Source organism: Paenibacillus sp. FSL H7-0357 (genome assembly GCF_000758525.1).
Taxonomy (GTDB): domain Bacteria; phylum Bacillota; class Bacilli; order Paenibacillales; family Paenibacillaceae; genus Paenibacillus_AQ.
In genome coordinates this window covers 6,562,444-6,588,335 of record NZ_CP009241.1, presented here as the reverse complement: position 1 = coordinate 6,588,335, position 25,892 = coordinate 6,562,444, and the positions used below count along the sequence as shown (strand labels likewise).

Annotated in this window: 24 protein-coding genes and 1 pseudogene; 19 read left to right on the top strand and 6 right to left on the bottom strand. The window is 47.5% G+C overall.

All coding sequences use genetic code 11. The features are described 5' to 3' along the window. Nucleotides 1-22 precede the first annotated feature (22 nt). The 3 genes from sufD to H70357_RS29000 all read left to right on the top strand — a co-directional run bounded on the left by sufD (nt 23) and on the right by H70357_RS29000 (nt 3,341). Nucleotides 23-1,330: a Fe-S cluster assembly protein SufD gene (gene sufD / locus H70357_RS29015; RefSeq protein WP_442950454.1), complete on the top strand. Its 1,308-nt coding sequence runs from the start codon at nt 23-25 to the stop codon at nt 1,328-1,330. 53 nt (nt 1,331-1,383) lie between these two features. Continuing rightward, nucleotides 1,384-2,781, top strand: coding sequence for a Fe-S cluster assembly protein SufB (gene sufB / locus H70357_RS29010; RefSeq protein WP_038596505.1), 1,398 nt, complete (start codon nt 1,384-1,386; stop codon nt 2,779-2,781). 320 nt (nt 2,782-3,101) lie between these two features. Further along, nucleotides 3,102-3,341 (top strand): NifU family protein, encoded by a 240-nt coding sequence (locus tag H70357_RS29000; protein WP_038596501.1) that lies wholly within the window; start codon nt 3,102-3,104, stop codon nt 3,339-3,341. Nucleotides 3,342-4,072: 731 nt separating this feature from the next. Here the strand turns inward: H70357_RS29000 and H70357_RS28990 are convergent. Beyond that, complete coding sequence (locus H70357_RS28990; protein WP_038596498.1) at nt 4,073-5,020, bottom strand: NAD(P)-dependent oxidoreductase; 948 nt, start codon at nt 5,018-5,020, stop codon at nt 4,073-4,075. A 50-nt stretch (nt 5,021-5,070) separates the two neighbouring features. Between H70357_RS28990 and H70357_RS28985 the strand changes: the two genes are divergently transcribed. From H70357_RS28985 to H70357_RS28975, 3 genes are all read left to right on the top strand, one after another. Further along, nucleotides 5,071-6,030, top strand: a complete 960-nt coding sequence (locus H70357_RS28985) for a LysR family transcriptional regulator (protein WP_231578334.1) — start codon at nt 5,071-5,073, stop codon at nt 6,028-6,030. Nucleotides 6,031-6,282: 252 nt separating this feature from the next. Further along, a complete protein-coding gene (locus H70357_RS28980) occupies nt 6,283-6,960 on the top strand; it encodes a VanZ family protein (RefSeq protein ID WP_231578333.1) in 678 nt (225 codons plus the stop codon). A gap of 210 nt (nt 6,961-7,170) precedes the next feature. Continuing rightward, the gene (locus tag H70357_RS28975; protein ID WP_038596494.1) at nt 7,171-7,374 is read left to right on the top strand and encodes a LysR substrate-binding domain-containing protein; all 204 of its coding nucleotides are present in this window, start codon (nt 7,171-7,173) and stop codon (nt 7,372-7,374) included. 65 nt (nt 7,375-7,439) lie between these two features. Here the strand turns inward: H70357_RS28975 and H70357_RS28970 are convergent, their stop codons facing one another. Further along, nucleotides 7,440-8,753 carry a hypothetical protein gene (locus tag H70357_RS28970; protein ID WP_038596492.1) on the bottom strand — a complete coding sequence of 438 codons (1,314 nt, stop codon included), beginning with the start codon at nt 8,751-8,753 and terminating at the stop codon, nt 7,440-7,442. A gap of 225 nt (nt 8,754-8,978) precedes the next feature. Here H70357_RS28970 and H70357_RS28965 point away from each other — a divergent pair, with 225 nt between their 5' ends. The 4 genes from H70357_RS28965 (at nt 8,979) to H70357_RS28950 (ending at nt 13,172) form a co-directional block, all read left to right on the top strand. After that, nucleotides 8,979-10,205 (top strand): M20 metallopeptidase family protein, encoded by a 1,227-nt coding sequence (locus H70357_RS28965; RefSeq protein WP_038600783.1) that lies wholly within the window; start codon nt 8,979-8,981, stop codon nt 10,203-10,205. A gap of 29 nt (nt 10,206-10,234) precedes the next feature. After that, nucleotides 10,235-11,074, top strand: a complete 840-nt coding sequence (locus tag H70357_RS28960; RefSeq protein WP_038596490.1) for an enoyl-CoA hydratase/isomerase family protein — start codon at nt 10,235-10,237, stop codon at nt 11,072-11,074. Next, nucleotides 11,064-11,900, top strand: coding sequence for an enoyl-CoA hydratase/isomerase family protein (locus H70357_RS28955; RefSeq protein ID WP_038596488.1), 837 nt, complete (start codon nt 11,064-11,066; stop codon nt 11,898-11,900). The genes H70357_RS28960 and H70357_RS28955 overlap by 11 nt, the downstream gene beginning before the upstream one ends. Before the next feature lie 63 nt (nt 11,901-11,963). Next, the gene (locus H70357_RS28950) at nt 11,964-13,172 is read left to right on the top strand and encodes an L-serine ammonia-lyase, iron-sulfur-dependent, subunit alpha (protein ID WP_038596486.1); all 1,209 of its coding nucleotides are present in this window, start codon (nt 11,964-11,966) and stop codon (nt 13,170-13,172) included. 743 nt (nt 13,173-13,915) lie between these two features. Here H70357_RS28950 and H70357_RS28945 read toward each other — a convergent pair. Both H70357_RS28945 and H70357_RS28940 read right to left on the bottom strand, forming a co-directional pair. Next, nucleotides 13,916-14,398, bottom strand: coding sequence for a hypothetical protein (locus H70357_RS28945; protein WP_038596484.1), 483 nt, complete (start codon nt 14,396-14,398; stop codon nt 13,916-13,918). A gap of 225 nt (nt 14,399-14,623) precedes the next feature. Next, a pseudogene (locus tag H70357_RS28940) lies at nt 14,624-14,899 on the bottom strand (IS110 family transposase); the annotation flags it as partial. Between H70357_RS28940 and H70357_RS36980 the strand changes: the two are divergent. The 4 genes from H70357_RS36980 (at nt 14,876) to H70357_RS28925 (ending at nt 16,992) form a co-directional block, all read left to right on the top strand. Further along, nucleotides 14,876-15,073: a tyrosine-type recombinase/integrase gene (locus H70357_RS36980; RefSeq protein ID WP_331281743.1), complete on the top strand. Its 198-nt coding sequence runs from the start codon at nt 14,876-14,878 to the stop codon at nt 15,071-15,073. The pseudogene H70357_RS28940 and the gene H70357_RS36980 overlap by 24 nt on opposite strands. A 54-nt stretch (nt 15,074-15,127) precedes the next feature. After that, nucleotides 15,128-15,367 carry a NifU family protein gene (locus H70357_RS28935; protein ID WP_038596482.1) on the top strand — a complete coding sequence of 80 codons (240 nt, stop codon included), beginning with the start codon at nt 15,128-15,130 and terminating at the stop codon, nt 15,365-15,367. A 286-nt stretch (nt 15,368-15,653) separates the two neighbouring features. Beyond that, the gene (locus H70357_RS28930; protein ID WP_038596480.1) at nt 15,654-16,193 is read left to right on the top strand and encodes an RNA polymerase sigma factor; all 540 of its coding nucleotides are present in this window, start codon (nt 15,654-15,656) and stop codon (nt 16,191-16,193) included. After that, the gene (locus H70357_RS28925) at nt 16,183-16,992 is read left to right on the top strand and encodes a hypothetical protein (protein WP_038596478.1); all 810 of its coding nucleotides are present in this window, start codon (nt 16,183-16,185) and stop codon (nt 16,990-16,992) included. Before H70357_RS28930 ends, H70357_RS28925 begins: the two co-directional genes overlap by 11 nt. An 801-nt stretch (nt 16,993-17,793) precedes the next feature. On the opposite strand, the gene H70357_RS28915 is transcribed toward H70357_RS28925, so the two are convergent. After that, a complete protein-coding gene (locus H70357_RS28915; RefSeq protein WP_038596474.1) occupies nt 17,794-18,714 on the bottom strand; it encodes an aldo/keto reductase in 921 nt (306 codons plus the stop codon). Between the two features lie 153 nt (nt 18,715-18,867). Here H70357_RS28915 and H70357_RS28910 point away from each other — a divergent pair, with 153 nt between their 5' ends. Further along, on the top strand, nt 18,868-19,248 hold the full coding sequence (locus H70357_RS28910) for a MerR family transcriptional regulator (protein ID WP_038596472.1): 381 nt from the start codon (nt 18,868-18,870) through the stop codon (nt 19,246-19,248). 200 nt (nt 19,249-19,448) lie between these two features. Here the strand turns inward: H70357_RS28910 and H70357_RS28905 are convergent, their stop codons facing one another. Further along, on the bottom strand, nt 19,449-20,330 hold the full coding sequence (locus tag H70357_RS28905; RefSeq protein ID WP_038596470.1) for an AraC family transcriptional regulator: 882 nt from the start codon (nt 20,328-20,330) through the stop codon (nt 19,449-19,451). A gap of 128 nt (nt 20,331-20,458) precedes the next feature. Here H70357_RS28905 and H70357_RS28900 point away from each other — a divergent pair, with 128 nt between their 5' ends. The 4 genes from H70357_RS28900 (at nt 20,459) to H70357_RS28885 (ending at nt 25,851) form a co-directional block, all read left to right on the top strand. Further along, nucleotides 20,459-21,892, top strand: coding sequence for an MATE family efflux transporter (locus H70357_RS28900; RefSeq protein ID WP_052092713.1), 1,434 nt, complete (start codon nt 20,459-20,461; stop codon nt 21,890-21,892). A gap of 399 nt (nt 21,893-22,291) precedes the next feature. Continuing rightward, nucleotides 22,292-23,230: an ABC transporter permease gene (locus tag H70357_RS28895; protein ID WP_231578519.1), complete on the top strand. Its 939-nt coding sequence runs from the start codon at nt 22,292-22,294 to the stop codon at nt 23,228-23,230. 24 nt (nt 23,231-23,254) lie between these two features. After that, a complete protein-coding gene (locus H70357_RS28890) occupies nt 23,255-24,148 on the top strand; it encodes a carbohydrate ABC transporter permease (protein WP_038596468.1) in 894 nt (297 codons plus the stop codon). 104 nt (nt 24,149-24,252) lie between these two features. After that, nucleotides 24,253-25,851, top strand: coding sequence for an extracellular solute-binding protein (locus H70357_RS28885; RefSeq protein ID WP_038596466.1), 1,599 nt, complete (start codon nt 24,253-24,255; stop codon nt 25,849-25,851). Nucleotides 25,852-25,892: the final 41 nt, after the last annotated feature.

Sequence of the window (25,892 nt, the reverse complement as noted above, 5' to 3'; positions counted from 1 at the left end):
AGCTGAAGAGGAGGAAAAGCAAGTGGGTATACAAGCAAAAATTTTAATGAATGCGAACGCTTTATGCGCTTGGTCAAGTGCTAAGGATGAACCTCGCTGGCTGATTGAACGCCGCGTTCACGCACTCGAACTGGCAGAGACGCTGGAGTTGCCTAAAGTAGAGAAAATCAAGCTTGAAAAATGGGATATCTACGAAAGTGGAGATTACAAAGCTGAGAATGCATGGTCAGGTTTGGAAGCTGTGCCGGAGGTTGTTCGAGGTTTGGTTGCTTCTCCAGTGAAAGGCGGACTAATCGTTCAGTTCAATTCGGATGTAGTGTATACGAAATTGTCCGAGAGCTTAGCCGCCCAGGGAGTAATTTTAACGGACCTGCATACTGCGGCAAAAGAGCATGAGGAGTTGGTTCAACGTTATCTCTTTCAGGCAGTGAAGCCGGAAGAGCACAGATTGTCTGCTGTGCACAGTGCCTTATGGAGTGGTGGCGTTTTTCTATATGTCCCAGATGGTATAGAGGTTGAAGTTCCCATTCAAGCGATCTTTTATAGCGATACGAGCGGGGCGCTTTTTGCTCCTCACATCTTGATTGTGACTGGTAACAACAGCAAGATCAGCTATGTGGATCATTGTATATCGAGAAGAGATGATATCAAGGTTTTGCATAATGGTGTGGTAGAGGTGTTTGCAGGGGCAGGCTCCAAGGTGCAGGTCGCTTCTGTTCATCAGCTTGCTGCAGCAACAACGGACTTCACCCAGCGGCGTGCGATTGTGCTTGCGGATGGCGGTGTAGAATGGATTGTCGGCGAGATGAATAATGGCTATACCGCCAGTGATACCAAGACATTACTCCAGGGTAACGGGTCCATCTCTGACGCTAAGGTGATTGCGATAGGCTCTGGGGACCAGAAATTGAGTTATACTACGCAAGCCCAGCATTTTGGCAGAAGCTCGGTGAGCCAAATGATCACACGCGCAGTAATGCGTGAAGAAGCTACGGCCATTATCAACGGGATTACAAAAATTGAAAAAGGTGCAACCAATTGTGATGGTCAGCAAACAGAACGTGTACTGATGTTAAGTCCAAATGCGCGCGGTGATGCCAATCCGATCCTGCTGATAGATGAGGATGATGTAACCGCCGGTCATGCTGCATCCGTGGGGCAAGTAAATGCGGAACAAATCTATTATCTGATGTCGCGCGGGATCTCACGGAGTGAAGCCGAATATCTTGTTATTTTCGGATTCCTCGCTCCTGTCATTTCGGAGATCCCGCTGGAGGGAGTGCGTAGCCGCCTGCAGGATGTAGTGGAGAAAAAACTTGGCAGATCATAGGGAATCAGAGCCAATCAAAGTGAGTCTTATGAAGGTTAAAAGGAGCGATAACAATGGCTAAAAAAGCGCCGGACATGGGTGAATATAAATATGGGTTTCGCGATGAGCACCAGTCTATTTTTCAATCTGGAAAAGGTCTGACTGAAGAGATTGTCCGAGAAATTTCCCGGATCAAGGAAGAGCCGGAGTGGATGCTCGATTTTCGGCTGAAAGCTTTGAAGCAATTCTACAAAATGCCGATGCCTGGGTGGGGAGCGGATTTGTCCGGACTAAATCTTGATAACATCCAATATTACGTTCGCCCTTCCGAAAAACAGGGAAAGACCTGGGAGGAGGTTCCCTCCGAGATTAAAGCAACCTTTGACAAGCTAGGGATTCCTGAAGCGGAGCAAAAGTTTCTGGCAGGCGTATCCGCTCAATACGAGTCGGAAGTAGTCTATCACAGTATGCGGAAGGAACTGGAGGATCAGGGCGTTGTGTTCCTTGATACGGATACTGCTTTAAAGCAATATCCTGAAGTGTTCAAGCAACATTTTGGAACGATCATCCCTCCCGCCGACAATAAATTTGCGGCGCTTAACAGTGCGGTTTGGTCAGGCGGCAGCTTTGTATACATTCCGAGGGGCGTTCAATGTGAGGTTCCTATACAAGGGTATTTCCGTATTAATTCTGAAAATATGGGCCAATTCGAGCGGACATTAATTATTGCCGAAGAGGGTAGCTTTGTCCATTATGTTGAAGGATGTACAGCACCTATTTATAGTACCAGTTCTCTGCATAGCGGAGTTATTGAAATTATTTGCCGGAAAGATTCCCGTGTCCGATACACGACAATCCAGAATTGGGCTCCTAATATCTACAACTTGGTAACCCAAAGAGCTGTGGCAGAGGAAAATGCCACAATGGAATGGGTGGACGGAAACATCGGCTCCAAGGTAACCATGAAGTATCCGGCTGTAATATTGAAAGGAAGGGGAGCCAAGGGGTCCATCCTGTCTATTGCCGTAGCCGGTAAAGGTCAGCATCAAGATGCCGGCGCGAAAGTAATTCACCTTGCTCCCGAGACCACATCTACGATTATATCCAAATCCATCAGCAAGCAGGGTGGCAAAGTAAACTACCGGGGATTGTCAAGCTTCAGCCGCGATTCCGCAGGATCCAAGTCCAATATTAAGTGTGATACGTTGATTTTGGACAACCTGTCAACATCAGATACGATTCCGTACAATGAAATTAAAAATGATCAGATTACTTTGGAGCACGAAGCAACAGTATCCAAAGTGTCTGAGGAACAATTGTTTTACTTAATGAGCCGCGGGCTTACAGAACAAGATGCCACACAAATGATTGTAATGGGCTTTATTGAGCCGTTTACCAAAGAATTGCCGATGGAATATGCCGTTGAAATGAATCGGCTGATTCAATTTGAAATGGAAGGAAGCATCGGTTGATTCAATAATTTAATAGATCAAACCTTTATCACTCTTTAAAGAAGTACGAGGTGTTAGTAATGAAGAAAAATAATTCGGACAATTCAGAACTAGCTCAAATTACCCGAGAGATACGGAAACTTCAGTTCTACTTCAATATGCTGTCAGGATTGAGCGCAAGTTGTGGTGTGATGATACCTTTAGACTCTATTTATACGCTTATAAGGGAACTTTCGGATCAAGAGGCCATTCTTAGGCAAAAAGCAAAGGATCACTCAGACATCTAGGGTGAAAAAAGGCATGAATTGACTGTTGGTAAAACAATGAGAGGAGCTGGCATAATGGAGGAGAATGGAATTTTATTCGATGAAGTATCGGAAGTGCTTCTCAAACTACGTCCTTTCTTACTGCGTGACGGTGGAGATGCTGAATTAGTTGAAGTTGAGAACGGTATAGCCAAATTAAGATTTTTGGGAGCTTGCAATGGTTGCCCAAGTGCTACGATTACGTTAAAGGCTGCTATTGAGCGCGCAATTCTTGAGGAAATCGATGATATTAAAGAAGTTGTACAAGTATTCTAAATTTGTTTAGGTAAAAGACACTAAATCTATCCTCAAATGTACGCATGCTGTGTGTCTGAGCTATCTTTAGAGAGCTGTCATCACTCATTCGCTCGTTCTCACCATAGAGAAAGGATCACACTTGAAATAAACAATACGAAGGTATCAAGGATCAAGAATCAATCAAGGTTATCGGTTTTTATAATATAAATGGGGATTTGGAACGAGAAAGGCAACTAGCGTCAACAAATGATAATATTAAGCTAAAATTAAAATATGTGAAAAAAAGTGCAAAGCCATATGAAGTGTACTCCATATGGCTTTGCACGTAATTATTTGTAACGATTAAGATCAAAGCGACGAACTGCTAGGATATAAGAAATTGTCAACTACTGTTTACAATCTTCATCAATGATTCCATTTCGTTATGCGTATTTATTGATAACTGGCTCATAACGGGTAATCAACTTGGCTTCAGCTTCTTTGTAACCTTTTTGTGCTAAATGGAGCAGAGTTGAAGTGCTATTCATGTTCATCCTCCTTTTTATCGTCTAGATGTGAATGATACGTGATCTATGATAAAAGGGGAGGGCTACGACATAGGTTTCCCCTTTTCATTATATAGGGGAAACCAGGTGTGGGAATGTGTTGCTATTAGCCTGACGGCAGCATCATCCGTCCCTGTCCGAATTATCGGGAAGCACGCAGTTGCAAGGATCTGCGTCCGACAGCTCATTTTTATTGCATCAAAACTATAACAACTGATTGAGCTTGCTTTCAGGCTCTTCACCATTTTCTACACGTTTTATATTATTGACAAAAAAATCATATCTTTTTTTATGAAATTTCCGGCCATCAGGCATTCCTGCAGTATGGGGCGTAAGGATCACATTACCCAGATTCCGGAGCTCACTGTCCAAAGGAAGCGGTTCAGTTTCAAACACATCCAGGCATGAGCCGGCAATATCCCCGTTTTTTAGAGCATCAATCAAGTCTCGTTCGTTGACAACCCCGCCGCGGGCCGTATTGATAAACAAAGCGGTACTTTTCATTTTCTGGAATACCATTTTGTTGATCAACTGCTTGGTTTGCGGATTCAAGGGCAAGTGTACACTGACGATGTCCGATGTGCTTACAAGAGTATCAAAATCCGTCATTTTCACAAAACCGTCCGATTGTGCAACGAGATTTCTCTTATAAGCCAGCACCTTCATATCAAATGCTCGGCAAAACGCAGCTACTTTTTTTCCGATAGCGCCCAAACCGATAATCCCAATGGTTTTACCTTCTAATTCACATCCGGTATAATCCAAATGATGTTCATCCATCCTGTTTTTCATGAACGCATCCAGAAACGGTATGTTTTTATAATAAGACAAGATCAATGCCATGACGTGCTCAGCTACTGCCTGTGCATTCACGCCTGCAGCATTGGCCACCCAAATGCCACGTTGTGTGCAGGTAGGGATATCCACATTATCAAATCCTGCACCTGTCTGTACCAACTCTAAATTTTTTGCAGTAGAAAGCAGGCTGTGATCTACTTTAATATGTTCAGGGATTATGACCTGGCAATCTTCAATATGATGCAGCATTTCTTTTCCGGGCGGGACAATAACTACGTTCCAATCTTGCGGAAAATATCTTGCGATGTTTGATTTTGAGGTTTCGTTAAAATAACCAACTATAAGAATTTTCATGTTAAACCACCCTTCGTTGCTGTTTGTCTTGATTAATGATAATTTTAAATATGAAGAATAATGGTGTAAAACTCAAATATTTTGAGAACTATATTAAATATTTCTATATATTGAGGGGATATTCTATGTATTTTCCTGGGATTGAAGCATTTTTAGCTATTGTACGGACCCAGAATATAAGCAAGGCGGCCGAATGGCTGCACTTGTCACAAGCGACGGTAAGCTACCGGTTAAAGACATTGGAGGAGGAAATGGGCGGCCTTTTGGTTGAGCGGAGAAAAGGGGCATCCAAAATCAGTCTGACCCCAAAAGGGGAGAACTTTTTTAGCATTGCGGAACGATGGGAGGCTCTTTGGAGGGAAACACAAATCTTACAGGCTAGCGGTTCGCAGTTAAGTTTGGCCATAAGCGCTGCCGAAAGTATAAGTCATTTTGTTTTGCCTCCTGTGTATAAAATGCTAAATCAGCATACTCCGTCAATCCGTCTGCAAATTCGTACGCAGCATACTCAGGAAGCTTTCGATAGTATTGAGCGACGCGAGATGGATGTGGCATTTGTGGTGCGGGAAATCGTGTCGCCTAGTGTTATGGTTAAACCGTTTTTTACGGAAGAAATGGTGCTGCTGCGTCTCGCTATGACGGGGCGTCAGGCTGGAGGTGCGGTTGAAATGAATGAATTGGAGGCACAGCACGAAGTCTTCATCAATTGGAACAGAGAGTTTCAATTCAGACATGATCAGTGGTGGGATCCTCATTGCCCATCCCGTGTTCATCTGGATACAGCGGGACTCATCACTACTTTTTTGAATGACGCCAAACAATGGACGATAGTGCCTGCTTCGATTGGCGAATATATGATGCGGATGGGAGATTTTGTTATCCAGAAACTATCGGTTTCTGTGCCTCCAAGAATATGCTATAAGGTAACGCATAAGTTTCCAAACCAGGCTTTACACGAGCCCCTTCGTATTCTTGATAACTATCTGCAAGATATATTTGGAATACAATGATCCGGGATATACTTGCAATTGATTAGGGGCTTGGAAACTGGTGTATGAAGAAAATAGAGTATTAGACTGAAGCTTGCGAAGCAACTGGTTTTAAAAATTTCGAGGTTCGTGTTCTTTAGATAAATTGGGCTGCAGTTATTGGCAGACCGACATGTGCGCTGGTACAGGCATGATGATGATGTCTTTGGAGGACTCTCCTAATCGGCATACTTGGCTGAACAACGCGAATGCAATATTGAAGGCCCAACTGGCATGGATTTGGTGGGATTCGGAAACCTTATAGCCTTTATCCCTTTTGGTATATTCATCCCATTGATATATCGGATCTCCTTTATTCGCTTCATTACATTGTTCTTTCTGGCGATTATTGTGATGGAAACCATACAGGCACTATCGTTTCTGGGCAGCTTCGACATTAACGACGCACTTCTGAATTCATTAGGCGCAGCAGTCGGTTTTGGGGCGTACAAGCTTGGTTTTCGTTCAAGCAATATTCGGCGCAATATTGCAATGATTGTAATAACCTCCATTTCCTGTATGGCTCTGCTTCTAGGGGTATGGGGATTATCTGGGATTTTGGATAAAGCGTTAACCAAAGAAGAAGGTCCCTTTGTGGCGATAAAAGAATTGATAGACAGTTCCGGAAATATATCAACTGGTAACAATATAAATAGCTTTAGAATAAGCGGTCAAGATATAACCCCCCGCTTTAATATGTATGGCGTTAAAGATAGGAATATTGAAGCGTTTACGTATAAGTATAAAGAGCAGATGATATTCTCTTTTTATTTTGGAATGCCTGAACCATCGGATTATTCGGGAAGCGTTAGGGTTTCCGTTGATGGACAAGAAGTATTAAATAGTTCTGGAGAAGATCAACGTCTTAATCCCGAGTTGTTCCCGGCAATGTTAAAATTCCTATTGAAGTAGGTGGTCAACTCACGATAACTATCGAGGGGAACGAAAAAATATGGGATGTCGGATCTAGGAAGATGCAATATTTTTGGAATTGAGTCCACTGATTAAATTCGACTTACGGGGACTTCATCATTCCCAAGGCCGATTCAGACTAGGATGTGTGACGGGTGCTGAAAAGGCGGGCATCAGTTCTCGGCCGGGGATGGTTACGCCATTATTGCCATGGTGGAAAAAGGCCTGGGCATCAGCATCCTCCCGGAGCTGGTCACCCGGTTCCAGCATGAGTATGTAGCCATGCTTGAGCTGGAAGAGCGCAGCTTCCGTTCCCTTGGCCTCACGGTCAACTCGATGAAATATGCTTCACCGGCGACGCGGCGGTTTCTGCAGCATGTGCAGAGCTGGTCGTCCGGCCAGAGAGTGATTTGACCCAGTATTTAAGCGCACAAAAGGCACGTTTTCAATTTAGAAAATGTGCCTTTTACTATTGCGCATCATTTGCTTAATTTGTGCCCTTCGTTGTCAAGAAACAACAGCTCGTAGTATTTTTTGGGCCGCCCTTTACTGTTGTCCCGCTTTTCAAATACCGTTTGTACGTACTTACTTTCTTCAATTTTGTTAAGGATACGGTTTGCACCTCTGACGGTCATGGACAGGCACTCGGCAACATCCTCAGAGGATAATTTATTGGTTCTCGTGATTTCTGCATAGGACATGATTTTTTGCAAATTGATGTTGTTGATTCCGATCCTTTTGGCTAACGCAATGATTTCCGGGTCCCCCTGTTCAGAGAACTGGATGACATTCATGCTCCGCATGGGGCCAACAACCTTCTGATTCTCGTCTATCAAAAAGCTGCAGCTGCCCGTAAAGGCCTCCGCCTGTCTGTGAGCTTTGGTAGCGTTAACGTTCGCTTGAAAATATTCATGCCCCGAGCCCCAACCAATCTTCACCTTGCCTTGTATGCGCTCTTCCAGATATTCCAGGAGGGTGCAGTTATGCGCGTTAGAGGTGATCCTCATGAAATTTCCGTAGGTAGTGTACAGTCTGACAAAGCCTTCTGAAATTTGGGCCGTGTCTGCCAGATTCATGCTGTGTAGAAACCTGCCGACAAGGAGTTTCAGCTCATGAAGCTGCTCTTCAGATGGCGGCAGCTCTGTTATGGCCGATAAGAATGCAACAACTGCCCTCTGGTTCTTAAGCTTGAGGATGGTAATTTCGTTGATAATTTCGCTTATGGTCTCTTTGACGTTCTCCAAGGTGGGTCGGATTAAAATATATCTGACTCCGTGCTTTTGCAGTTCCGGGACAAAATGGCCGAACGCCGTGATGGACAGGTCTATTTTCTCATCTTCCCACAGCGTGATATGGTTCTCCAGCATGGTCTCCACCCGTTCGAGCAAATCTCCGCTGTCAATGGGTTTACCCTCATGAGTCAGGTATTGCTGGAATTCGCTGAAAGACTCGATGATATACGCATAATCCACATAGATCCGGGAGATATCCAGCCCAGGTTCTGTAACCAGCAGCCGGAAAAGCTCTCTATACAGCAGGTTCTCATCATCCTGCAAAATGTGAACAGGTACCTTGTCATCCAGGCATTCCTTGTCGATGGACTCGTAAAGCATCCTGCCGCTGATCACAAATCCATCCACCGATTCCAAGTTATTGAGATAGATGTCTGTAGTTTCCCGGAAATTGCTGATTGTAAGAAACCGGAACTGACATAGTGGCCGCATTTCCTCTTCAATGGTGCGGAAATAGTCCATATGGGTCTCAGGCGTGATAATACCCAGTTTGATTTTCATAATAGATTCCTTTCATTAACAGTCCAATCAAAAGAGTTATATCACAATAAATGTGATATTACAATATTCCGTCAGCCCCCAAAATAATGTTCTTAAAATGTCTTAATATCTCTTGACAGCGAATGAAAATGTCAGTACGATAAAAGTGTTCTTAAAAAGTCTTAAAATACAAAGGGGGGGAATGTTAACTCTGTTCTAACGTTCATTTAATTTGTGCTTTGGGAGATGTTCATTGTGATTGAAGAAGCTGGAGACTTAATGAGTATGGCCCAGCAGTTGCAGGACAAGTTGGTCACGTACAGGCATCATCTTCATGCGGTTCCGGAGCTTGATTTAAGTTTGCCAAGGACAACTGCATACGTAAAAGAGGCCTTGGAGTCGATGGGGCTTAAGCCCGCTCCGGTAGGAGAATCAGGGCTAACGGTTACGATTGGCGGACAGCATGACGGGAAGGTGGTTCTGATCCGTGCGGATATGGACGCTTTGCCCATTCAAGAAGAAACGGAGCTGTCTTACGCATCGTTGAATGGAAACATGCATGCTTGCGGTCATGACATGCATACCTCTATGCTGCTCGGAGCTGCGGAGATCCTAAAGGCTAATGAAGGGCAGCTTCGCGGGACGGTTAAGCTTATGTTTCAGCCGGGTGAAGAGACGCTGCACGGGGCAAAAATGATGCTGGAGAGCGGGATTCTCGACAATCCCAAGGTGGATGCCGCTATGATGCTTCACGTATTGACCGGAATGCCGCTTCCTGTCGGACAATTTGTAGTGCCTGAGGAAGGTGGCGCGATTTCAGCTTCTTCGGATTGGTTCGAAATCATCATCCGGGGGAGGGGCTCACATGGCGCAATGCCCGAGGCCGCAGTGGACCCCTTAAATGTGTCTGCTCATCTTCATCTGGCGCTGCAGGGTATTCTTAGCCGGGAAGTTTCGCCGATTGATAATGCAGTGCTTACCATTGGCGTGATGGAAGGCGGAACTACGAACAACGTGATTCCCGATACGGCCAGATTGAAAGGAAGCGTGCGCACATTTGACGCTGCATTACGGGATAAAGTGGAAGCCCGTATCCGTGCAATTACCGCAGGTATCGGAGAAACTTTTCAGGCAAAAATGGAAGTGATCTATACGAGAGGTTGTCCTGAGGTGAAAACGGATGGCGGGCTTAATGAGCAAATGAGGGCTTCGATTGCAAATACCTTTGGTGACGGTTCCTATATCGGTATAACTGAGCTGGTACCCGGCGGTAAATTAATGGGCTCGGAAGACTTCGCATTTGTATCTCAGGCGGTGCCAAGTACCACAGTGTTTCTTAACGCAGGCAGTACCGAAGAAGGTTATAGTTACCCTGTACACCATCCAAAGACGATGTTCTCGGATGAGGTGCTTCATAGAGGGGCTGCGGCTTACGCAGCTTTTTCCAGAGACTGGCTTGAAAGTAACAGATAAGCTCTAAACCAAACTTAGGAGGAATTAACATGTCAGAGAGACGTATGATTGGACCCACCAAATTTGAAGAGTACTCGGAGAAATACAAGGAATTCCTGTTAATGACCCGCCGTGACGGAATCATCGAAGTGCGGCTGCACACGGACGGAGGACCGTACAAGCACAATTGGGAAGCCCATACCGCCTGGTCTCATGCCTGGTCAGATATCGGCCGTGACCCGGAGAACGAAGTCATGATTATTTCGGGAACTGGGGATAAATGGGTGATTGGCGACCCTGAGGTCTGGAATACGAAATTTATGGATTGGCCGAAGCAAAAGAAGCTCGAACAGTATCATGAATCACTGAGACTGCTTGAAAATCTGATCTTCTGCATTGACATCCCGACCATCGGGGCGGTCAATGGTCCGGGAACGCACTGTGAGCTTGCAACGCTCTGCGATATTACCATTTGTACAGAAGACGCTGACTTTTTCGATCCGCATTATCTGGGAGGCACACCTCCAGGAGACGGAATGCTGCTCACACTGCAGAACATGATTGGTTTCAAGAAAGCAGCCTACTATGCATACACCGGCAAGAATATCAATGGTCAGACCGCTTTGGACCTGGGTATCGTTAGTGAAGTTCTGCCCCGTGAAAAGCTTCTTCCGCGCGCTTGGGAGCTTGCGGAGATGATCATGCAGGCACCGCGTTCAACGAGACATCTGTCTCACTCTATTATCTCCCGGCCATGGAAGCAGGCTCTGGTCGCCGATCAGGGATTCCAGCTTGCCCACCAGATGTACGACATGGCCATTGATGAAGAAGGAGCACTGGAGCGGCTGAAGAAAATGCAGGGACGCCTGATGGGCAAAGATGTTCAATAGAAAGATGACAGGACCTACAGGGTTCGAAGAGTACTCGGAGAAGTACAAGGACTTATTCCTCATGACCCGCCGCGGCGGTATACTCGAAGTGCGTATGCACACTGACGGGGGACCTTTACAATTCGACTGGCCGGTCCAAGCCGCATATGGTCATGTATGGTCAGATATCGGCCGTGATCCTGAGAATGAGGTCATGATCCTTACAGGGACAGGAGAGTTATGGCAGATCGGCAATCCTGAAGTCTGGAATACGAAATTCATGGATTGGCCGAATCGCCGGAAGCTGGAAATGTACCATGAATCACTTAGAATGATTGAAAATATGGTTCATTGCATGGACATCCCCACGATTGGAGCGATCAATGGCACAGGCGCACACTGGCAGCTGGGAACGCTTTGTGATATTACCATTTGCGCGGAAGACACGGCGTTCTTCGATGCCCATTATCTAGGCGGTGTTCCGCCTGGAGATGGAATTGTCCTGGCACTTCAACAATTATTGGGAACCAAGAAAGCGGCATACTACGCATACACGGGGATGAACATTACTGCTCAAGAGGCATTAGATCTCGGTCTGGTCAGTGAGGTACTGCCTCATGAACGGCTTCTTCCACGGGCATGGGAGCTGGCAGAAATGATCATGCAGGCACCCCGCTCAACAAGACATCTTACGCATTCGATTGTGTCGCATCCGTGGAAACAAGCTTTTGCAGAGAATCAAGGTCTTCAGCTTACCCACCAATTGGTTGACATGGCTATTGATGAAGAGGGGATTCATGAGCGGCTGATGAAGCTTAAGGAACGTTTTCAGAGGAATGAGCGATAAGGCTGGTCGAGCCGCAGGATGAAGATCTTAAGCCAAAGACAACTAAGAAGGGATAAGGGTGCTATGAGATCGTTGACTGAGCTATTTAAGATTGGCAGCGGACCGTCCAGCTCCCATACCATGGGGCCGGAGAAAGCGGCCAGAATCTTCAAGTCGGAAAATGAAGAAGCAGACCAGTTCAAGGCGTTGATCTATGGTTCCCTTGCCAAAACAGGCAAAGGCCATATGACGGACAAAGCTATTATTAGAGCACTGTCGCCCGCTCCAGCGGAGGTTCAATTTGTTCCGCAGCCTGACTTTGTTCTGCCTCATCCCAATACCATGGACTTGTTCGCTTACCAAGACGGGCGGCAAACCGCATTCATACGTGCTGTCAGTATCGGCGGCGGGGATATCGTGATTGAGGGGCGGGAGGAGACGCATGGGCCTGATGTTTACCCGGAGAACAGCTTTGCAGAGATCAGTACCTTTTGTAAAGCGAATCATATCCGACTAAGCGATTACGTCGAGCAGCGTGAAGGCAAACAGATCTGGGAATTCCTCCAAGGAATCTGGGAAGCAATGAAGTATTCGATCGACGAAGGGCTGTCCGTCACAGGTATTCTGGAAGGCGGTCTTCATGTCGAACGCAAGGCGAAATATCTCTATCATCAGGGGCATGTGGATGAGAGCCCGGAGACACGGGAGAACCGGATCGTCAGCGCATACGCTTTCGCCGTCAACGAACAGAATGCCGTCGCCGGCACAGTCGTAACGGCTCCGACCTGCGGAGCCAGCGGTGTTGTCCCTGCCTCGCTCCGTTATATGCAGGAGAAGATGCGGGTCCCGGACGAACAGATTCTCAGGGCTCTGGCCGTCGGAGGGCTCATGGGTAATCTGGTCAAGCAGAACGCCTCCATCAGCGGCGCTCAGTGCGGCTGCCAGGCGGAGGTTGGCACGGCTTGCTCGATGGCATCAGCTGCACTGGCTGAACTGTCTGGTATGGAGATCGATCAGATTGAGTATGCGGCGGAGGTTGCCATGGAGCACCACTTGGGATTAACCTGTGATCCGATTAACGGACTGGTTCAGATTCCTTGCATTGAGCGGAATGCTGTCGGTGCGATGCGGGCGATCAATGCGCTGAGTCTGGCCAAATTCTTGTCTGGTACCCGTAAGATATCCTTTGATTTGGTTGTACAGACCATGTATGAGACAGGCATGGATATGAAAAGTAGTTACCGCGAAACTTCAGAGGGCGGGCTCGCTAAGCTCTATAAAATGGACAGCTAAATGATGCGATGATGGGGCATTAATTCCATACTTATGTAATGAGATTGAAGAACATCCTAACTGGTGGTTGGCAGAAGGGATGTTCTTTTGTGCGATTGATACCGCATCGTGCTAACGGATGAAAATCCCAAGTATACCGCGGATGGCGAACGTAGCGGCTGCGTGTTTGAATATGGCCTTAACTATGTTCAGACAACCGACCCTGGTCTTTATAAATTTCAGAATATCTCGTTCAGTTAACCCATAGATGATGTGAAACCTAAAAAAACGGATTGTCTTATGACCACCTGTTTTTTTAGGTTAGGTATAGATATATAAGTTTATTGCATAGTCAGATTTTTGGTAATGACGATGCCGATAACTTTCCCATCCTTTACACTGAATTGAATCCAGTACTGATTATCTGTTGAGTGTTGAAGCTATGCATCTTTTGAGCGTATAAACTACTCATCACTTGAAGAAGGAACAGCGTCGGGGTAAGCCTCATTTATTTCCGCAGTAGTGCTTCCAATGTGAATCCCCGAGGCGTACTTCCTTCAAAGCCACCCATAACATCGATTTGCCAAATTGAGGTTCCAAAATCAATGGTGCCCCCATGATCCTTAAAAATCTAGTACTGCGTATCGCCTAAATTTCAGGGTATAATCTGTTGAGCCTGATCCGAGCATCTTTTGTTGTGAATTGCCAATTAACGGTCGAACGTGCAGTGTTCCGGTCGGATTGCCAAGCCGCTACGCGTGAGATCATTTCTTCTTTGGTGGCCACATAATCGGAAAATGCTGATCGCACCGGCTTTGATGAACGAGTCGGATCAAGGTATCATATCCATACCGCTGCCGTCCCGGGTGCTCGGCATAAATTTCCCGGGCCCAGCCCGATAGAGCTGTTCCGATTTGCTCTGCCTGAGCCAGGAAGCGGCTCTTCGTCTCCTCGCCCGTCGCCAGCGAAGCAAACGGCAGCACCGCTTCTCTCCCGGAAACCGCCAGGCATGCTTGAAGATTCCCTAACAGCGGCTCGACGGCGGCGCCTCCCAGGCGAGCACAAACCGCTTCGAGCAGGATTCCGACTTCGCGGACAATATCTTTGGCTCGGTACACACCCGCAGGAATATCCCATTTCACCAGATCCCGGACAGTCTTAGAGCTCGCCGTCACCGCTTCAGATTTAGGGTCCATCTGCGTTCCAAGGCGCAGATTTCCTCCCTCCATTCGGATCCAATAATCCAACTGAACCTCCCCCATTCACTATGTTTAACTCAGTATAGAATCATTTCTCAGGCATGAAAAGTACGCACTGGAGTATGTAAATTTCAATTCTGTAAGTTAGTTTCAATAAGGGAACTGCCGTCCGTTACAGACACGACAATTAGAAAAGAAGCGGACGCTCATTTTTGAGAGGGCCGCTTCTTTAGCCTGCTGATTAAACTACCACCTGCTCAAAGCAGGTGGTAGTTTAAAAACCTCTCTGTACTCCGGGAAAAATTGATCCTTCCAGTTCTGCATCCGTCTTTGCACCTGCCCCAGATTTACCATGATCTTCTCTCGGAGATTCATGAGAATGCGTAGGTCTGCGTAGAGGCTCGTAGGTTGATTAGGTTCGCTATATTTCCCGTTTCGCACCAGATAGGCAATGGCAATGACTTTGGCATCTTTATAGTCGTTTTTCGTCGGTGAGTTGTCTTCAAGTTTTTTGCTTTTGTGTACATGATGCGGATTGACGGTTTTCACGATCTGCGTCATAGCTGCGCTACTTTACTATTGAGTAATGGTGTTAGCATGAAAGAGGTTCAGGAATGGTTAGGTCATAGTGATTACTCAACAACGGCTACTATTTATTCGCACCTGGAATCGGATCAAGAGGCCATTCTTAGGCAAAAAGCAAAGGATCACTTAGACATCTAGGGTGAAAAAAGGCATAAATTGACTGTTGGTAAAACAATGAGAGGAGCTGGCGCAATGGAAGAAAATGGAATTTTATTCGATGAAGTATCGGAAGTGCTTCTCAAACTACGTCCTTTCTTACTGCGTGACGGTGGAGATGCTGAACTGGTCGAGGTTGAGAACGGTATAGCCAGATTAAGATTTTTGGGAGCTTGCAACGGTTGCCCAAGTGCTACGATTACGTTAAAGGCTGCTATTGAGCGCGCAATTCTTGAGGAAATCGATGATATTAAAGAAGTTGTACAAGTATTCTAAATTCCTTTTAACAGAAACATAGAAGGTAACAGGAATCAAAAAGTACGAATGATTTTAGGAACTTCTGCTCATGTCGCGATAGCATGTGCGACTCAAAATCGAGTGGGAAACCGTGGAGGTTCGAGTCCTCTCGCCGGTACCAACTACAACCTTTAGAAGTCCATTGATATAATATCAATGGGCTTTTTTGTGTATTTATTAAGTGCAAAATCGAACTAAACAGCTGCCTCGCTGTGTATATACTATGACAGTATTTCAACAAGCCATATTTCGGAGGAGGGGTGAGATGAAAACACAAATAACAGAAGAGAAATTAACCGAGCTATTCAATGAGCATTCCGCTTATGTATACCGCACAGCTTTATTGTTAACCCGCTCTGAGGCGCTGGCTGATGATATTACTCAGGAGACCTTTATTAAAGTAATGAATAAATACGATTTGTATGATGAAGGGCGGCCCTTTCGTCCTTGGATAAACCGGATCGCGGTGAACATTACGCGGAATATGCTGCGCAAGCAAACATGGCTCAAGCTGTTTGGCCAGCATATGCCGGAGGCGGTTGATACAGCAGGGGGACAGGGATTTGTTCCGGATAGCAGCCAAGAGGTCTGGCAGCATGTCGCCATGCTGTCATTAAAATGCCGGGAGGTTATCGTGCTGCATTATTATCAGGACTTATCCCTGGAGGCGGCGGCGCAGGTTTTGGGTATCCCGCTCGGGACATGCAAGTCAAGGCTGAATTCCGCGTTAAGCAAACTCAGGATCGTGATGAAACAGGATAGCGATAATGCACTTTTTCAAGGAGGCAAACTATATGAAAGATAATGTGCAAACCCGGATTTCACATGCGCTGAAGGATTCGGTGGAAAATAAAAACACCTCTGTGAGTGCGGCACAAATTTGGCATGAATCAAGGGGCAAGCGGACAATCGGTAAGCGGAGGATGGCGATAGTTGCAATGGCCGTGGTGCTATTCCTGGGCATTGTGCCTGCTGTCGGTTACTCCTATGTGAAGAACTATCTGGATTGGGGGAGTCAGGACTTCACGGTTCGAACCCCGGAGGACAATATCGTTCCAGATGTGATGGGAGAGGAGACGAATTGGGAATCGCCAGTGGATAGCTTCACACAGATACTTAAGGAAAAAGACAAATTAACGGCTGCAGAGGTACAGAAGCTTGCGTTTTATCCGCTGAGATCGCTTGATCAGCTTGAAGGCTGGCACAAGACGGTAAGCGCAGGGTTTGTAAAAAAACACTATTCTTATGCAGACAACTCTGGCAAGGATGAGGTTGTGACGCCGCTCGGACCAGCCTTTGTGGAAATTTTCGAAAATGACAGCCAGCAACACATCGTTGTGGTGCAGGGTACGGATTATAATGATCTAACGGACAAGCCGCGCATGAAGTCGGATCACATGTCTTATTCTTATCCGGCCAGCTGGAAGTTTGTTGAAGGGTTTGGAGAGGATATTGCCTTGATCAGAGCGCACAATTCCGGGTGGAAAGAGATGCATCTTTATCACGAAGAAAAAAATAAGACAGTGACAATTTTCGAATTCCACGGGATGGAGGAGCAATTGCTGATTGATTTGGCCCACCGTTACTTGTCACTGGCGGAATAGCAAGCTATTGTGTCATTTAAAGCGGCATTTAAATGGTGATAGGAAAAGGGCGGAAAAGGGCGGCGAAGGGGTGCGCTAGGCTAGAGAAACGAAAGCAGTAGCTTTTAAAATCAGAATTTTGACCAGTGTAATACTATCTCCTGATCTGCGTATATACACTCCAGCTATTTACAAAGTGGCCGATGGAGAATATAAGGGCAGGGACAACAAAGAGATATGAGTGCAGCCAATATGCCAGAAGGATAAAATACAGCATTGGGAAGAGGGCCATTGGTATTGGGATAGGACCTAGGGGTTTAAACAATAATGAAAACTCTCGGCCGCCCCCAAAAAAGCGAATCCAGCATAGGTAGTAAATTATGAGGCAGATCCCCATTAGAAGTGTTATATAGTCTATAGGTTGCTCTGCAATCTTTCGCCCATAGAGGATAGGCAGAACAAAACAAGTGATTTGGCCAATCCGTTCGAATACCGTAAAGAGAATAGAGGTAGAGGTTAATTTGGGAATGGATCGTGGGGCAAAGCGTAATAAAAGAATGTTTGGCAACAAAATCAGAAGCGATATCAGAAACCCCTTATAGTGTAACCCCATCTGCAAGCTCCGTTCTACTTATCCTTTAGAAATAAAATATCCCAGTGCATGAAAAAGGTCAATTAGATTATGTACGCTGTTGATCCATGATAATTTCAGTAAGGTTGTTAATACCAAAAAGCACTCCGGTAACCTTAAGCGGCTTCTGGAGTACTCTTTGTTTGTTTACAGGTGTTCTTAAGCTATGGCTGGTCCAGAAATGGGACAAGTTAAGGAAGCTTGTTGCCCGCTGCACGATAAATCTCGTACCATTCCTGACGGGTCAGTGTGATATCCGACGCTTTGGCAATATCAAGCAGACGCTGGGTATTGGTCGTGCCCACGATCGGCTGCATGTTGGCCGGATGTCTGAGCAGCCAGGCAATCGCGATGGCGGTGTCGGCAACTTCTTTTTCAGCGGCCAGGCGGCCAATGACTTCATTCAATTCAGGGAACTTCTCATTGCCCAGGAATACGCCTTCAAAGAAGCCGTATTGGAACGGTGACCAAGGCTGGATTGTCATATCATGCAGGCGGCTGTACTCCAGAATGCCTCCATCATGTACAACTGAACCGGAGTTGGTCATGTTGACGTTGAAGCCGGCATCAATCATGCCTGAGACCATAATGCTAAGCTGCAGCTGGTTGAAGAGCAGCGGCTGTTTGACATTTTTTTTGAGCAGCTCGATTTGCAGCGGGTTGAGGTTGCTGACACCGAAGTGCTTAACCATGCCTTTTTGCTCCAGGAGATCAAAGGCTTCAGCCACTTCCTCCGGCTCCATCAGCGTGTCGGGGCGGTGCAGCAGGAGCACGTCTACATAATCGGTCTTCAGGCGCTTCAGGCTGTTCTCCACCGACTGGACAATATGCTCTTTGGAGAAGTCGAAAAATCCCTGGCGGATTCCGCATTTCGTCTGGATCATCAGCTGATCGCGCATGCCCGGGCTGGCGGCCAGTACGTCGCCAAATACTTCTTCAGCTTTACCGGCGGCATAAATATCCGCATGGTCAAAAAAGTCTATTCCGGCCTCCAGGGCACTGTGAATATGCACGTCCGCTTCTTGTGGAGACAGATCGGCAATGCGCATGCAGCCTAAAGAAATCTGGGCGACCTCAAGCTGGCTGTTGCCTGCTTTAATTTTTTTTACCATTGTTTGCTCACTCCTCAAATGTAAGGTTCCTAGTAAAGTGTAGACCTTAGAGTTAACTGTAAGTCAATAGATTTTTAAAGCGCTTTTAATAGAACCCGAATGGTGTTACTTTAGAGATGGAACCAAAGCCAAAGGCGGAAGGGAGCTGTTATCATGGGATACAGCATCAAAACCATATCACAAAAAAGCGGTCTGAGCCAATATACGTTACGTTATTACGAAAGAGAGGGCGTACTGCCCGTGGTTGCCAGGGATGAGAACGGAAACCGTTGTTTTCATGATGAGGATCTGGAGCTGATTTCGTTAATTTGCTGCCTGAAGGATACCGGGATGCCGATCGCCGATATCAAACAGTTTATCTCGCTCTCCAAGGAAGGACATAGCTCACTATCCGAGCAGCGGAAATTGCTGCAGGCTCATAAGCTGCATATTGATGAGAAGATTAAGTTTTTCCAGACCTTTGCGCAAAAGGTAGATCATAAAATTGCTTATTTTGCCTCGCTTGAGGAGGAGGCTAAGGCGGATTGCAAGTAATCTTACAGAGGTAGTCAGCGTCAGCGATGGCTGCGTATTAAGGGATGAGGAGATGTACCCATTCGGGTAGGGGATCGGCATCTAAAGTTCAACCTATAGAGATTGATCCATAGCCACTATCCGTTAGTTACGGATAGTGGCTTGTTTGCTTGCTGCGGCTATCCACATGGATACCCGCCCATCCGCAGCAGTGCATTTCATCAGGAGAAGCGCTGGCGGTATTGCCGCGGAGAGATCCCTTCCAGCTTCATGAAGCTGGAGCTGAAATAGGGAGCCTGGTTGAAGCCGACTTCTTCAGCAATCCGCGCGATGGGGAAGCTGGTCTGCATCAGCAGCAGCTTGCTCTGTTCAATGCGGTAGCGGAGCAGGTATTCCATTGGAGAGCACCCGTACTCCCTGTTCATACAGCGGGCAATATAGACCGGATGAAAATTCAGGCTGTCTCCCAGCATGCCCGTCGTGATCTCCTCGCGGTAATGGGCACGCAGATAAGAGGCGGCTTGCTCGGCGCAAGCGGTGGTCAACGAGACGGTCTGCTCCCGGTGCATGGAGGCGGAGAGCTGCTGCAGAACCTCCTGGAACAGAATCTGCTGCTTGAAGCGGACTGAATCCAGGTGGGCATTGACCTTCAGCTGCTCCAGCTGGGCCAGCAGCTCTTCCATCCTGGCGGGCTGGAGCAGTGTCATGTACTGCGATAACCACAAGTTGAAGGTGCGGACATCAAACAGGGCGGAATGAGAGCACTCATCAACCGTGTCCTCTGCCTTTAACGAGGCTGAAGGAACGGTAACCGGACTCCAGGTGCCGGAGGTCTGGAAGTGGAGCCAATAGTAGGAGGTGTCTTTCCGGCAGCCTTCGGTTCCAAAGTGATGGCAGTCCGGGCGGAGAATCAGCGCTTCTCCTGCCCGGACCTCGTATCTGCGGTCCTCCTCGCCGAGATAAAGGCAGCCCTCCCTGACGAACAGCAGATCAAACACCTGAATATGCTGGCGGTTCATATGGATATATCCCGGCAGGAAATAGGCAAGACCGCTGATGATGTAATGAGGTACGGGTGGACCGGTAAATTGAAGCAGGCTCATTAAGGACCCCCTTGATGTAGGTTTGAAAAATGAAAGTTTAGGTTTGGAATTTGCTACATTTCCCAGAGTATATCACCTATAATTTACTTCTAGCAAGGTGATCTATAAGCTTGTTGCAGCTGAAAGTTATGAGTGCAACCGGTGAGAGGAGAGTTGAATTAGTGAAATCTGGAAGTGGAAGAGTTGGGCTGTGGATGCTGGCCTGGCCGATTTTTATAGAGATTTTTCTACAGACGCTGCTTGGCACGGTGGATACGATCATGGTCAGCCGGATCTCCGATGATGCGGTTGCGGTAGTTGGAATTTCAAACCAGCTGTTTGGTGCGCTGACCACACTCTTCACAACCTTTGCGGGCGGGGCGGGCATTCTGATTGCCCAGCGTATCGGCTCGGGACGCCATGAGGATGCGCGCAAGATAGCGATCATGGGAGTTACGGCCAGCAGTGTGCTGGGGTTTGCGGTCAGCATCCTCCTGTTCCTGTTCTCGGACCCGATTGCGCGTGCACTTCATATCTCCGGCGGTCTGATTCCACTCGCACATGTCTATCTTACTTATGTCGGCGGAGGACTGTTTCTCGTCGGAATGACCGCTTCGCTCGGCTCGGCGATCCGCAATACCGGCAATACACGCGGGCCGATGTATACAGGAGTGGCCGTCAATGTGATCCACATTATTCTGAATTATATCCTGATCTTCGGAATGTTCGGGTTGCCCGAGATGGGGCTGGGAGGAATTGCCGTATCCAACGTAGTCAGCAGACTGCTTGGTGTCGTGGTGCTGCTGTATATGTTCAGCGGTGCTTTTGAACGCACAATCAGGCTGCGGGATTTCCGCACCTTTAGCAAGAAATTGTTCGGGGAGATTGTTAGAATCAGCTGGCCGCTGGGTCTGAACTCCTCTTCATGGGTGTTGTCACAGCTGGCGATCTATTCATTCCTGGCTTTGCTTGGGGCCAAGGAGCTGGCGGCCCGTACCTATCTGAATACGCTGGAATCCTTCTGTTTCACGCTGGGGTATGCCATAGCCATGGCGGGGCAAATTCAGATTGCCCACCTCTTTGGCGCCCGGCAGATGAAGGAGGCATACCGGGGGGCGTACCGCACGCTTTATATCGGGCTTGCCATTGTAAGTGCCAATGTGCTGCTGCTGTTTCTGTTCGGCAGAACGCTGCTGGGCTTCTTCACTGCTGACCAGGAGATTATCTCGATTGGCGTATCACTGCTTGCCTTGAATCTGATTCTGCAGCCCTGCAAAATGCTCAATATGGCCATGGGCAACTGCCTCAATGCCATAGGAGACACCCGTTATACCATGGTAGTCTCCATCATCTCCATGTCGCTGATCGGAGTAGGCGGCTCTTACCTGTTTGGGATCAGCGCCGGATGGGGGCTGGTGGGCATTTATTGCTGCATGATTGCCGATGAAGCGGCAAGAGGGCTGCTGGTGCTGCGGCGCTGGCGGGGACAGAAGGTGCTGCGTGAGGCTGAAATGCAAGCCGCCGGGGGACAGCCGGTACGCAGCGGGAAGCGGAGCAAGGTTCTTTTTAAGATGGAGGGATAAAAGGTTCAAGCTGCTGAAGACGCGATTCCCCCGGTTCTATCTTCAATCCGAAGAGGAGCCGGGGGTTATTTGTGTGCTCACAAAGCTGCCGGAAAGGTCCAAATTCTCACAATTCTGCACAAAAGTCTGAAATGTACACTGCACGGTTAGCAACATAATGCAGGAATACCCTCAAGCTGCACTGTTCGCCGGAAGGGGGGGCTCCTATACTTGGGTCATACATTGGACGGAGCCGCTAAACGCAGCTGGAGTGTCCAAGCGGAGGCGGGAAATCGGGCGCCGCTGCAACTTATATATAGGTATAGGAGAGTGAAGGCTTTGAGACAGCGCAAACGCAAGAATGGAATGCCGCTAGCCATTGAGCTTCCCTTAAAGGGAACGGGTCAGCTGTCATCACAGATGGGGGCCGGCATGAAAAAGAAGAAAAAAGGATTTCTGCATGAGCTAATCCATAACCGGGTTCTTTTTCTGATGCTGCTTCCGACACTGCTGTTTTTTCTGGTGAATTCGTATTTTCCGATGGTCGGAGTCTATTATGCATTTACCCAATTTGATTTCAATTCCGGACTGTTCGATGCACCGTTCGTAGGCCTCAAAAACTTTGAGTTTCTCTGGAAATCCGGGACATTGGTGAAGCTTACGCTCAATACGATCGGTTACAATCTGGCGTTTATCCTGCTGGGCAACGTGCTGGCGATTGTCTGTGCCATTCTGCTCAGCGAGCTGCGTGTCAAATGGTTCAAGAAGCTTACCCAGTCGATCATGTTCCTGCCGTATTTTGTCTCCTTCGTGATCCTGAGCGTTATCGTCTACAATGTGTTCAATTATGATAACGGTTTCTTGAATACACTGCTTGCCCAGTTCGGAGCCGGTCCAGTGGATGTCTACAATAAACCGGTCGTCTGGATTTTTCTCATCATCTTGTTCTATCTCTGGAAAAACCTTGGCTATAGCATGGTAATCTACCTCGCGGCCATTACGGGGATCAGTGATGAGTACTATGAAGCGGCCAAAATTGACGGAGCGCATATTTTCCAGCGGATCTGGTATATCACGGTGCCCATGCTGAAATCGACCTTTGTTGTGCTGCTGCTGTTCTCGCTGGGCAGCATTATGAAAGGGCAGTTTGACCTCTTTTATCAGCTGATCGGCAACAATGGTGTGCTCTACAATACCACGGACATTCTGGATACGTATGTATTCCGGTCACTCAAGGTTACCTTTGATATCGGAATGGCGACTTCTGCGGGGCTGTACCAATCCCTGTTCGGCTTTATCCTGATCATGACGGTGAACTACATTATCCGCAGAATCAATGATGACTACGCTTTGTTCTAAAAGGTGCAATAGGAGGAAAAGAGCATGCATATCAAAGACGACCATTATACAAGGATGCTGCAGGGGCTGGCTTACACCGTAATCATATTAGGTTCACTGGCCTGCCTGATTCCATTCCTGCTGATTATTTCGGCTTCCTTGACTGCCAATGATTCTATCATTAAGGATGGGTATCATTTTATACCGGCGCAATTCTCGCTGGAAGGATACAAGACGGTGTTCACGTTCCCGGATGAGGTACTGCGGGCTTATGGCGTTACGCTGTTTACGACGGTGACGGGTACGGTGCTGGGGCTGTTTTTTATGACGATGGCCGGGTATGTGCTGGCACGTAAAGACTTCAAATACCGCAATACGTTTTCCTTTTACATCTATTTCACAACCCTGTTCGGCGGGGGGCTGGTGCCTTGGTACATCATGATGACCAAATATCTGCATCTGACTGATTCGTATGGTGCGCTTATTTTTCCGGGGCTGATGACCCCGTTCCTGATTATTCTGATGAAGAACTTTATCCGTTCGGCCGTTCCTGAGGAGCTGTTCGAATCCGCCAAAATTGATGGGGCCGGTGATTTCAAAATCTACTGGCGGATCGTGCTCCAGCTGTCGATGCCCGGCATTGCTACGGTAGGCCTGTTTCTTGCCTTGGCTTATTGGAATGACTGGTTCTCGTCTTCGCTGTTCATTAATGATCCGCATAAGTATCAGCTGCAGTTCCATCTGTACAATGTAATCAACTCAGCGGCATTCATTGCCAACATGGGCGCCGGTACGGGTGTCAGCCTGGGAGCCGACCTGCCCACCGAGTCGACCAAGATGGCGATGGCGATTGTCGTTACCGGACCTATTCTGTTTCTGTATCCGTTCATCCAGCGTTATTTTGTAAAAGGCTTGACGATCGGGGCTGTAAAAGGTTAGAACCGTATGGTGGAGCACGCCATTACGGTGTGCCTGTTATCCGGCTAACATAGCGTCATATTCTGATAGATGTGCTGACAAACAAAACTTTAGGAGGGTTCATCATGAAAAAGAAAGCAGGCAGAAGATCACTGGTAACGCTTACGACAGCTGCGCTGGCTCTTTCGCTGCTCGCGGGATGTGGCGGCAATAACAGCGGCAACAACAGCACAAGCAGTGAAACAGACGGTAATGCAGGCACAGCCGTGAAAACAGACAGCAGCACGGCTACCCCGGCAGATACCGGAATTGACACTTCGAAGAAGGTGGAGCTGCAGTTCTATATGCTTGGGGATGCCCCTAAGGATCTGCCGGTGATTCAAGAGGAAATTAACAAGATGGCTCAGGAAGAACTGAATGCTACCGTTAAATTCAACTATACGAGCTGGACGGATTGGGACCAGAAATATAAGCTGCTGCTGTCTTCCGGCCAGGCGATTGATCTGATTTTTACAGCGGACTGGACCCAGTACCAATCTTATGCGAAACGCGGCGCGTTCCTGGCTATTGATGAATTGCTGCCAAAGGCGGCCCCGGAGCTGCAGAAATTTGTACCTGAGTCCATGTGGGAAGATGTGAAGGTGGATGGTAAAATCTATACGGTTCCTGCGACTTATAAAGAGTATGTGACCAACGGTTTCGTATGGCGGGAGGATCTGCGCAAGAAATACAATCTTCCACAGCCCACCGATCTGGCCAGCTATGAGGCCTATATGGACGGCATTGCCAAAAACGAGCCGGATATGATGCCTATGTCCCTCAACAGCGATATCGGCAATAATCTGCACTACATTTATACTGAACTGAATAAAATGGTTGGAGCGCTGCCTTATGGTATGGGTGTGAAGTATGAATCTCCTGCTACCGTATACACCTACTGGGGTTCCGATGAGCAAAAAGAAGAGCTGAAAACGATGAAACGCTGGGCAGACAAAGGCTTCATTCCTAAAAACGTGCTGAATATCAAAGACACGATGCAGGACCCGGTCACCTCCGGCAAAGCGGCCAGCATGTTCGGGGATAACCCGACACGCTATAATGACATGAAGATGAAGATCAGCACGACACATCCCGATTGGGAGCTGGGCTATTATCCGTTCGGGAAAACCACAGGTTATGCTACACCGGTACATCCGATACACAATGGTTTTGCCATTCCGAAGAACAGCAAAAATCCGGAAAGAGCACTTGCATTCTATCAGAAGCTGGTCCTGGACAAACGGTATAACCAGTTGACGGAATACGGTATTGAAGGCAAGAACTACACCGTGGAAGACGGCTACTACAAACTGGTCGGCACCAGCCAATCTAATGGCTTCTCCCGTGAGGGGATGAACGGCTGGGCGTGGAGAAATCCGGAATTCATGCTGTTCGACAAAGGTTTTGATGGTGTGAAAGCTATCTTCGAAGAGCTGGACAAAATTCAGAAGCCTGACCTGTTCCTGGGCTTTGCGGAAGACTATTCCTCGTACCAGGCGGAAAAAGCGGCGCTGGAGCAAGTGGAGAAGCAGTACCTCTTCCCGCTTGAGGCAGGTCTAGTGGATGATATTGATAAAGGGCTGGAAACCTTTATGCAGAAGGCTAAGCAAGCCGGGCTGGAGAAGATCCAGGCCGAATGGACAAAGCAGTGGAACGCTTATGTGGCGGAGAAAGGTATTAAGTAGTGCAGAGATGCCCCGAAAGCCTATGGCTGGCGGGGCTTTTT

What these genes read in the sequence shown, in the direction of transcription:
- H70357_RS28990 (WP_038596498.1), bottom strand. Translation starts at nt 5,020, where the DNA reads ATGAAAATTCTTATAGTTGGTTATTTTAACGAAACCTCAAAATCAAAC.
- H70357_RS28900 (WP_052092713.1), top strand. Translation starts at nt 20,459, where the DNA reads ATGAGTGCAACCGGTGAGAGGAGAGTTGAATTAGTGAAATCTGGAAGT.
- sufB (WP_038596505.1), top strand. Translation starts at nt 1,384, where the DNA reads ATGGCTAAAAAAGCGCCGGACATGGGTGAATATAAATATGGGTTTCGC.
- H70357_RS28905 (WP_038596470.1), bottom strand. Translation starts at nt 20,330, where the DNA reads ATGAGCCTGCTTCAATTTACCGGTCCACCCGTACCTCATTACATCATC.
- H70357_RS36980 (WP_331281743.1), top strand. Translation starts at nt 14,876, where the DNA reads ATGATGCGGATTGACGGTTTTCACGATCTGCGTCATAGCTGCGCTACT.
- H70357_RS28955 (WP_038596488.1), top strand. Translation starts at nt 11,064, where the DNA reads ATGTTCAATAGAAAGATGACAGGACCTACAGGGTTCGAAGAGTACTCG.
- H70357_RS28950 (WP_038596486.1), top strand. Translation starts at nt 11,964, where the DNA reads ATGAGATCGTTGACTGAGCTATTTAAGATTGGCAGCGGACCGTCCAGC.
- H70357_RS28925 (WP_038596478.1), top strand. Translation starts at nt 16,183, where the DNA reads ATGAAAGATAATGTGCAAACCCGGATTTCACATGCGCTGAAGGATTCG.
- H70357_RS28885 (WP_038596466.1), top strand. Translation starts at nt 24,253, where the DNA reads ATGAAAAAGAAAGCAGGCAGAAGATCACTGGTAACGCTTACGACAGCT.
- H70357_RS28965 (WP_038600783.1), top strand. Translation starts at nt 8,979, where the DNA reads ATGTTCATTGTGATTGAAGAAGCTGGAGACTTAATGAGTATGGCCCAG.
- H70357_RS28970 (WP_038596492.1), bottom strand. Translation starts at nt 8,753, where the DNA reads ATGAAAATCAAACTGGGTATTATCACGCCTGAGACCCATATGGACTAT.
- H70357_RS28975 (WP_038596494.1), top strand. Translation starts at nt 7,171, where the DNA reads ATGGTGGAAAAAGGCCTGGGCATCAGCATCCTCCCGGAGCTGGTCACC.
- H70357_RS28985 (WP_231578334.1), top strand. Translation starts at nt 5,071, where the DNA reads ATGAAGAATAATGGTGTAAAACTCAAATATTTTGAGAACTATATTAAA.
- H70357_RS28960 (WP_038596490.1), top strand. Translation starts at nt 10,235, where the DNA reads ATGTCAGAGAGACGTATGATTGGACCCACCAAATTTGAAGAGTACTCG.
- H70357_RS28980 (WP_231578333.1), top strand. Translation starts at nt 6,283, where the DNA reads ATGGATTTGGTGGGATTCGGAAACCTTATAGCCTTTATCCCTTTTGGT.
- H70357_RS28930 (WP_038596480.1), top strand. Translation starts at nt 15,654, where the DNA reads ATGAAAACACAAATAACAGAAGAGAAATTAACCGAGCTATTCAATGAG.
- H70357_RS28895 (WP_231578519.1), top strand. Translation starts at nt 22,292, where the DNA reads ATGGGGGCCGGCATGAAAAAGAAGAAAAAAGGATTTCTGCATGAGCTA.
- H70357_RS28935 (WP_038596482.1), top strand. Translation starts at nt 15,128, where the DNA reads ATGGAAGAAAATGGAATTTTATTCGATGAAGTATCGGAAGTGCTTCTC.
- H70357_RS28915 (WP_038596474.1), bottom strand. Translation starts at nt 18,714, where the DNA reads ATGGTAAAAAAAATTAAAGCAGGCAACAGCCAGCTTGAGGTCGCCCAG.
- H70357_RS29000 (WP_038596501.1), top strand. Translation starts at nt 3,102, where the DNA reads ATGGAGGAGAATGGAATTTTATTCGATGAAGTATCGGAAGTGCTTCTC.
- H70357_RS28910 (WP_038596472.1), top strand. Translation starts at nt 18,868, where the DNA reads ATGGGATACAGCATCAAAACCATATCACAAAAAAGCGGTCTGAGCCAA.
- H70357_RS28890 (WP_038596468.1), top strand. Translation starts at nt 23,255, where the DNA reads ATGCATATCAAAGACGACCATTATACAAGGATGCTGCAGGGGCTGGCT.